The organism is Streptomyces aurantiacus (assembly GCF_001418335.1).
GTDB lineage: Bacteria > Actinomycetota > Actinomycetes > Streptomycetales > Streptomycetaceae > Streptomyces > Streptomyces aurantiacus.
Window position 1 is genome coordinate 1 of the sequence record NZ_LIPP01000107.1, and the last position, 8,728, is coordinate 8,728.

Below are 8,728 nucleotides of genomic sequence, written 5' to 3' on the forward strand. Positions count from 1 at the left end.
TCAGGGGTGTCGCGGTCAGGGTTGTGGCGGTCAGCGATCTCCATGCCCCGTATAGAACGCCACCGTCAGGTCCTTCACCAGAGCCTTGCGCTCGTAGTCGTCGAGCTCGACGAGACCGCGCAGGGTCAGCCGGGTCACCGTGTCCTCCACGGAGTCGACGACCGAGGTGAGGACCTTGTCGCGGTGCTGGGCGTCCAGGGCCGCGAGCCGGCGGCGCTGCATCACGGCGGCGATCTCGGGCGCGTACTCCACACCGAGCGGCTGCGCCGAGTACACCTGGAGGCCGGCCGCCGCCGCGTCCGCGGCGACGAGGCGGGTCAGCGCATCGCTGACGGCCTCCGTGTTGCGCAGGGTCGCGGAGTCCACCGCGTGCGACGAATGAGACGAACGAGGTGAGTGCGGTGAGTGCGGTGAGACGTCGGCCGGGAGCTGTGCGAGCACCCGGGCGAGCGCCGCCTCCACGCACTCGCGCAGATACAACTCGTGGTCCTCGACGCCGAGCGCGGCGCGTGCGGTGTCCCGTACCCGCCAGACGACGAGCACGACGACGCGCAGTGCGACCCCGTTCGCGTCGACCGCGGGCATCGGATCGCTCCGCCAGTGCCGCAGGCGTACGTCGATCCGGCGGCGCAGCACCAGCGGGTTCACCCACATGAGCCCGGTGCGCCGGACCGTGCCCCGGTAGCGGCCGAAGAGGCCGAGCACCCAGGCGCGTCCGGTACGGCCGCGCGCCAGTCCGCCGAATCCGAACAGGCCGAGCGCCCCGCACCCCGCGAGCGCCGCCCACTGCGGACCGCCGAGCCCGGCTCCGGTGTGCGCCGGCAGACCCAGCGCGGCCACGGCGAGCGGCGGCAGGACACCCGCCCACCACGACGCCAGGACGCACCCGGTCGCGCCGACGGCACCGGCCAGCGCTCCGGCCATGCCCGGCAGCACCCGTGCGGGCCGCTCCACCAGGCCGGGGTCGACCTCCGGAGCGGGCCTCGGCCGCAGCGGGGCCGGGGTGCGCGGGGGAATCCGCGGCTGCTCGCCGTCCCCCTCTCTCGTCTTTCTCGTCTTTCTCGTCTGCGCCTGAATGGGGGCGCCCCCATCCCGCCGGTGGCTCACGACGGTGGGCGCGAGCGCCACGGACACCGGCTCGGGCTCGTCACGGAACAGCAGGTGAACGGGGATCTCGGTGGTCGCCTCGGTGTGAATGACCCGCGCCCCACGGCCACCCGTGTCCCGACCCTCGGTGTCCCGGCCCTCGGTGTCGCGACCGTCCGGCTCGGGGGCCCCCTCGGGCTCCGGGGAGTGTGAAGTGGTCGTCGTGCTCATACGTGCCTCCGTACCTCTGCGCCGTGCCTTTGCGCCATACCTCTGCGCCTCCGCGCGTCCGCGCCGCTGCGTCTCCGCGCCAGGAAGAACTGCCATGAGAGAAGTGCGATCCGGTGCCCGTCAGGCGAAGAGCCGTCGCCAGGTCTCCGGTCCCGGATAGCCGTCCGCCGCCCCGCCGCGCCACCCCTGCGCGCGCTGGAACGCCTCCACGTTGCGCCGGTCGCTCTCGCCCCAGCGCGGGCCGGGACCCTGGGTGTAGTACTTGCCGAACCCCTTCTTCACCAACTGCTTCCCGAGCCGGGTGACGTAGGCGTTGTCGGCGCCGGGCCGGAACAGCGCCCGGCCGGGATAGCCGGCGACGCCGTGCGAGGCGACACCGTCGGCCGGAGGCCGCGCGGGGGTGCCGGTGCCGCCGCCGCTCACGGCCCTGACGTCACGGCCCTTCCCGTTCACCAGGTACGACCAGGTCGTCGGCCCCGGCAACCCGTCGGCGTCCGCCCCGGTCCAGCCCTGCGCCTGCTGGAACGCCCGGGTCGCCTGCCGGTCCGCGTCGGACCAGCGCGGCCCCGGCCCCGAGCTGTAGAACTCTCCCGCGCCCCGCTCGACGAGCATCCGGCCCAGCCGGGTGACGTACGCGTTGTCCGTGCCGGGCCCGAAGGCCGCCTTGCCGGGATAGGCGACCGTGACCGGAGAGGTGACGGGCATACCCGTGCCCGTACCCGTACCCGTACCCGTGTCCGTGTCCGTGCCGCCGTCCCCCGCCTCCGCTTTGACGCCCTTGTAGCGGTACGGGACATAGCGGTCCGAGTTGCTCCAGTAGGCGTAAGGAGTGACCTGCCTGCGGGTGTGCGGGCGGGTCTGCTCGTACGCGACGTAATGGGTCTGCTTGGAATCCGTCCAGCCGCCGAAAATCACGACGTGCGATCCTTTCTCGGGGTCGGCCGGATTGTGGAAGAGCAGCATGTCCCCGGACTGGAGCTCCTCCCGGGCGATCCTGACTCCGTACGTGTCGAGGCTGCCCGTCCATTCGTTCCCGCCGAGGTTCCAGGCCATCGAGACGAAGCCCGAGCAGTCCTGGCGGTAGCCGTCGGACCAGTACGCGTTCATGTCGTAGGGCACCTTCGCGGCGACCCACGTCTTGGCTCGGTCGATGATCTCGGCCCGGGTCGTCCACGGCACCTTCACCCTGGCCGGAGCACCACCGGGACCGTGCAGCGGGGCGAGGCCGCCCTGCGGTGTGCCGGGTTGGTCGACCGGGGGCTCGTCGACCGCGGATTCGCTGACCACGGGCTCGCTGACCGCGAGTTCGCTGACTGCAAGTTCGCTGACCGCGGCGGCGCCGGCCGCTGGTCCGCCGGGGTGCTGCGGGGCGTGCGCGGCGGCGGACACGGCGACGGCGGGGGCCGCTCCAGCCGCGCCAAGGGCCGTGCCCGTGGCCGCGGCGAGGGCGAGCGCCATGGGTGCCGTCCCGCCGGCCCGGGCGCGTCCGACGGCCGGAGGGCGGGCCGCCGGGTGGCCGCCTGATCCGCCGACCACGGAATGCGGCAGTACGCGCCGCCAGTGTGTACATCCTGGGCAGTCACAGTTGCTTTCAGGGGTGAATTCCTCGAATACCGGAGCCGTCGTGCGGCGTCCCTCGGACTCCCGTTGAATAATTCCGCGTTTCTGCACGTCCGTCAGTTTCTCAACTGTCTGCGGGTGTCGCATGTTGACGGTCCGAATGATGTACGGGGTTGTTTTTCGGGTGCGGCTCCGGTGGGAGCCGAGCGCGCAGTTCCCCGCGCCCTCAAAAGGCAGAGGCGCCGCCAACCCCCACCGGAGCCGCACCCGAAACCGCAAAAGGCCCCCGCGAGGGACCCGCTACCCTCTCGCCATGGCGCGCGACCTCCAGGAGCAGATCAAGAAGCTGATCATCGACCGTCGGCTGCCCTCCGGCGCCTTACTGCCGACCGAGCCCGAGCTCATGGACATGCTCGGCGCCAGCCGGAACTCCGTGCGCGAGGCACTCAAGGGTCTCCAGGCGATGGGCATCGTCGAGATCCGGCACGGCTTCGGCACGTATGTCGGGCCGATGTCCATGGCGCCGATGATCGAGGGCCTGGCCTTCCGCACGGTCGCCGGGCACTACCGCGGCGAGGACAGCCTCCTGCAGCTCCTGCAACTGCGCGAGGCGGTGGAGACCGGGCTGGTCTCCCGCGTCGCCGGCCGGGTCCCGCCGGACGACCTGGCCGCGCTGGACGCACTGGTCGACCGCATGGAGGCCGAGGCCGCCGCCGGCACGGGTCTCGCCGAGACCGACCGCGCCTTTCACGCCACCCTCTACCGGGGTCTGGGCAACCTGCTGCTGAGCGAGCTCCTGGAGGCGTTCTGGGACGCCTTCCACCGCGTACGCACGGATCTCGCGGAGCTTCCGCAGGATCCGTTGGTCACCTGTCGGCAGCACCGGGAGATCCTCGACGCGGTGCGTTCCGGCGACGCCACAAGGGCCGAGGACGCCATAAGGGAACACTTCGGCAACATCCGCACACGATTGACCGCGACGGAATCAAAAGAGACCGGCAGGAGCACCGGCAGAGGCGCCGACAGGGGTACCAATCAGCGCGTATGACCGGTAAACACCGTGTTTCGCGCCTTGCGATCATGGTGAACGGCGTAGAACCCTGGGCCACAAGAGGCCGCGGTCACACTGCAGTCGGGGGGCTGGAAACCGGTTGCGTCCGAGGACGGGAATGGGGGCCCTGTCCGTGAACGGATGTCGAACGGGATGTCGAGGGGGGCATCATGCAACCGGAAGGCCGCTCCGCCATGTCTATAAGGTATGGGGAAGATGTGGTGACGGGGGCCTGCTGTTGATACGCCTGCGCATGTCTAGGGGGACATGATCCGGCGAACGGAACAACGAGCACGCGGAACCTCGCGTGTGGGGGGATGACTCATGACGTCGACGCCGACGGGCGCCCGGCAGAACTCCGACCCGTCCGAGACCACCCAGCTCAGGGTGGAGTCACAGACGCGGACCGGCACTTTCCGGAGAATCAAGAAGAACCTGCCGAGATACGACTACGAGCACTACAGCCGCCTCGCGGGTCCTCTGACACAGCCGGATCCGAGCAAGCCGTACAAGGTGCAGTACCGCACGCTGCTCTCGCAGGAGCCGCACCGGCTGCGGGCCGCCCTCATGCTGGGCGCCGCGCCGCTGTTGTCGCTGGTACTGCTGGCCTGGCTGCTGCAGCCCTCCCACTGGACCGAACGCGATTATCCCGCCTACGACTTCCTGCCCGCGCTCGACATGGTGATGCTTGTCTCCATCGGTCTGATCGAGCTGTTCCGCTGCATGAACGTGCTGTCCAACGCGCACGCCACGCTCGTCGCCCGCGACCCGATACCCGTGGTGCCCGAGACGGGTACGAGAGTGGCCTTCCTCACTTCCTTCGTGCCCGGCAAAGAGCCGCTGGAGATGGTGACGAAGACCCTCGAAGCCGCGGTGAAGATCCGCCACCGCGGCCTCATGCACGTCTGGCTCCTCGACGAGGGCGACGACCCCGCCGTGAAGGCGGTCTGCGAGCGCCTGGGCGTACAGCACTTCTCCCGCAAGGGCATCGAGAAGTGGAACCAGAAGAAGGGTCCGCACCGCGCCAAGACCAAGCACGGCAACTACAACGCCTGGCTGGACGCGCACGGCGACCAGTACGACTTCTTCGCCTCCGTCGACACCGACCACGTCCCGCTGCCGAACTACCTGGAGCGGATGCTGGGCTTCTTCCGCGACCCGAACATCGGCTTCGTGATCGGCCCGCAGGTCTACGGCAACTACGACAACCCGATCACCAAGGCCGCCGAGTCGCAGCAGTTCCTGTTCCATGCGCTGATCCAGCGCGCGGGCAACGCCTACGGCTCGCCGATGTTCGTGGGCACCTCCAACGCCGTACGCATCAGGGCGCTGAAGCAGATCGGCGGCCTGTACGACTCGATCACCGAGGACATGGCGACCGGCTTCGAGATCCACCGCCACACGAACCCGGCGACGGGCAAGAAGTGGCGCTCGGTCTACACCCCGGACGTCCTCGCGGTCGGCGAGGGCCCGAACGCCTGGACCGACTTCTTCACCCAGCAGATGCGCTGGTCACGAGGCACGTACGAGACGATCCTCAAGCAGTACTGGAAGGGCATCTACTCGCTGCCGCCGAGTAAGTTCTTCAACTACACGATGATGATCATCTTCTACCCGATGTCGGCCCTCAACTGGATACTGGCGGCGCTGAGCTGCGCCCTGTTCCTGGGTCTCGGCGCCTCGGGTGTGAACATCGACCCGGCGATATGGCTGATGCTCTACGGCAACGCGTCCGCGCTGCAGATCGGCCTCTACGTCTGGAACCGCCGCCACAACGTTTCGCCGCACGAGCCCGAGGGCTCCGGCGGTGTGGCCGGCATGATCATGTCCGCACTGTCGGCGCCGCTGTACGCGAAGGCGCTCATCGACTCGATGCTGCGGCGCAAGAGCAAGTTCGTGGTCACCCCGAAGGGCGACTCCGCGAGCCCGGACACCTGGTTCGGGACGTTCCGCTACCACTGGTACTTCATCGCGATCTTCAGCGGTTCGATCACGGCCGGCTTCGTCTACGGTCACGCCCACCCGGCGATGATCATCTGGGCGACGTTCGCGCTGCTCATCACCGCCTCGCCGATGTTCGCCTGGCGCTGGATGATGCGGCAGGACAAGAAGGGGAACAAGCACCGCCACGGTGGTCAGGGTGCTGCCCCTCTGGAGTTCTCGGCACCCATGCAGGACAGCCGGGTCCCCCTCCAGCCCCAGCAGTCCTACCAGCCGCACCAGGCTCAGCAGCCCACCCATCAGCAGTCCCAGCAGCCATACCAGCAGCCGCATCAGTCTCCGGCCGCTCCGCACACCCCCCAGCACAAGCCGAGCTGGGCGTCGAGCGGGGGAACCGACCAGACCGTGCAGATCCCCCTCGGGGGACTGCCCCCCTCGCCCGGGGAATGAGACCCGCGGCCGGTCCGCTGCGTACCTCACCCCGTACCGCGAGTACCCCGAGCGCCCCCAGCACCCAGCGTTCCGAGCACCCCAAGTGCCTCAAATACCTCAAGTGCCATATTCCAGACAAGTTAGACGGGATTTGAAGTGAAAGACGGTTCCAGCCGCCGCCGTGCCCGCCGCATCGCGATAGGTGCGGCGGTGGTGCTTGCGCTGGCCGGGATGAACGGACCCGCGCTGTACCGCTTCGGGTCGGATCAGTACCACGACTACAAGATCAACAAGGCTGAGTACAAGGCCGAGAACGGCAAGTGGGACATCGTCGAGTTCCCCGAGGAGTACCGGCTCAACACCATTCACGCCGCACTCCTGCGCACCGGCAAGATCCTGCTGATCGCCGGTTCGGGCAACAACCAGGACAACTTCGACGCGAAGAAGTTCGACACCCGCATCTGGGACCCGGTCAAGAAGACGATCAAGAAGGTCCCGACGCCGGCCGACCTGTTCTGCACCGGCCACACCCAGCTGGCCAACGGCAACCTACTGATCGCGGGCGGCACCAAGCGGTACGAGAAGCTCAAGGGCGACATCACCAAGGCCGGCGGCCTGATGGTCGTCCACAACGAGAACCCGGACAAGCCGATCACCCTGCCCGCGGGCACCCGTTTCACGGGTAAGGAGGGCGGCAAGACGTTCGTGTCGAAGGACCCGGTCGTCGTCGAGCGGGCCAAGAAGGTCTTCGACAAGGCCACCGGTGAGTTCCAGCGCAACGAACCGGGCCTGGGCCGCATCTACGTCGAGGCGCAGAAGAGCGGCTCCAAGTACGAGACGGGCACCCAGGACAACTACCGCGTGCAGGGCCTGTCGGGCACCGACGCGCGCAACACGTACGGCATCGCCGAGAAGCTCGCCCTGGACAAGAAGGACTTCCAGGGCATCAGGGACGCCTACGAGTTCGACCCGGTCGCCGAGAAGTACATCAAGGTCGACCCGATGAACGAGGCGCGCTGGTACCCCACCCTCACCACGCTGTCCGACGGCAAGATCCTCAGCCTCTCCGGTCTGGACGAGATCGGCCAGCTGGTGCCGGGCAAGAACGAGGTGTACGACCCGAAGACGAAGAAGTGGGCGTACACCGACGGCGTCCGGCAGTTCCCGACCTACCCGGCGATCTCCCTGATGCAGAACGGCAAGCTGTTCTACTCGGGCGCGAACGCCGGATACGGACCGGACGACGTCGGCCGTGACCCCGGCGTCTGGGACGTGGAGACGAACAAGTTCAAGAAGCTCAAGGGCATGTCCGACCCGAAGCGCCTGGAGACCGCGGGCACGGTGCTGCTGCCGCCCGCGCAGGACGAGAAGTACATGGTGATCGGCGGCGGCGGGGTCGGCGAGTCCGAGCTGTCCAGCAAGAAGACCCGCATCATCGACCTGCTGGACGACAACCCGAAGTTCGTCGACGGCCCCGAGCTGGAGAAGGGCACGCGCTACCCGCAGTACTCGATCCTGCCCAACGACGAGGTGCTGGTCTCCGGCGGCTCGGAGGACTACCGCGGGCGCGGTGCCTCCAACATCCTCCAGGCCCGGATGTACGACTCGAAGACCAACAAGTTCAAGCGCGTCGCCGACCCGCTGGTGGGGCGCAACTACCACTCGGGGTCGATCCTGCTGCCCGACGGCCGCGTGATGTTCTTCGGCTCGGACTCGCTCTACGCCGACAAGGGCAACACCAAGCCGGGCAAGTTCGAGCAGCGTGTGGAGATATACACGCCGCCGTATCTGTACCAGGGCGGCTCGCGGCCGACGCTGTCCGGCGGACCGAAGACCATCGAGCGCGGCGACTCGGCGACGTTCTCGTCGAAGGACCCCTCGTCGATCAAGTCGGCCCGGCTGATCAAACCCAGCGCGTCGACGCACGTCACCGACGTCGACCAGCGGTCGATCGCGCTGGACTTCGAGAAGACGAAGGACGGCATCGAGGTCACCGTCCCGAAGGGACGCAACCTCGTCCAGTCCGGCTGGTACATGCTCTTCGTGACCGACGACCAGGGCACCCCGAGCGAGGCCCAGTGGGTGGAGATCCCCTGACGGGAACCCACCCTGCCGGGCAGGGAGTTGTTACGTGGCTGGGGGCGCCCTCCGCATCGGAGGGCGCCCCCAGCCACGTAGAGGCTGCTGCCGACTGTTCTACTTGCTGGCCTTCGCGAGTTTCAGCGCGTACTCCGGCCACCACTGGCCGGCCTTCGGGCCGTCCTTGCACGTGCCGTCGGACTCGCCGGGCCGCTTGACCCACAGGTAGGCGTCGACGAGGTCGTCCCCGGTCTTCGTGGTGGGTGACTCGCCGAGCGCGCGCCCGGGCGGGTTGCACCAGTTCTCCGCCGGGTCGCCCTCCGTGTACGGTCCGTTGCCGTTGCGGCT

The 8,728-nt window shown here is 68.5% G+C and carries 6 protein-coding genes; 3 read left to right on the plus strand and 3 right to left on the minus strand.

Annotated features, from left to right (window positions below; genetic code table 11):
- Positions 1–30: 30 nt before the first annotated feature.
- Together AOK01_RS15570 and AOK01_RS15575 are read right to left on the minus strand one after the other, a co-directional pair.
- Entirely contained in the window at positions 31–1,317 is a 1,287-nt protein-coding gene (locus AOK01_RS15570; RefSeq protein WP_055511937.1) for an SPFH domain-containing protein, read from the minus strand.
- 120 nt (positions 1,318–1,437) lie between these two features.
- Positions 1,438–2,775, minus strand: a complete 1,338-nt coding sequence (locus AOK01_RS15575) for a peptidoglycan-binding protein (RefSeq protein ID WP_245702270.1) — start codon at positions 2,773–2,775, stop codon at positions 1,438–1,440.
- Between the two features lie 415 nt (positions 2,776–3,190).
- Here AOK01_RS15575 and AOK01_RS15580 point away from each other — a divergent pair, with 415 nt between their 5' ends.
- From AOK01_RS15580 to glxA, 3 genes are all read left to right on the plus strand, one after another.
- Positions 3,191–3,925 (plus strand): FadR/GntR family transcriptional regulator, encoded by a 735-nt coding sequence (locus AOK01_RS15580; RefSeq protein WP_055511939.1) that lies wholly within the window; start codon positions 3,191–3,193, stop codon positions 3,923–3,925.
- Positions 3,926–4,252: 327 nt separating this feature from the next.
- Entirely contained in the window at positions 4,253–6,319 is a 2,067-nt protein-coding gene (locus tag AOK01_RS15585) for a glycosyltransferase family 2 protein (protein ID WP_055511940.1), read from the plus strand.
- A gap of 138 nt (positions 6,320–6,457) precedes the next feature.
- Positions 6,458–8,398: a radical copper oxidase GlxA gene (gene glxA, locus AOK01_RS15590; RefSeq protein WP_055511942.1), complete on the plus strand. Its 1,941-nt coding sequence runs from the start codon at positions 6,458–6,460 to the stop codon at positions 8,396–8,398.
- 99 nt (positions 8,399–8,497) lie between these two features.
- On the opposite strand, the gene AOK01_RS15595 is transcribed toward glxA, so the two are convergent.
- Positions 8,498–8,728 (minus strand): glycoside hydrolase family 6 protein (locus AOK01_RS15595; protein WP_213862102.1); only part of this gene is annotated, 231 nt, incomplete at its 5' end.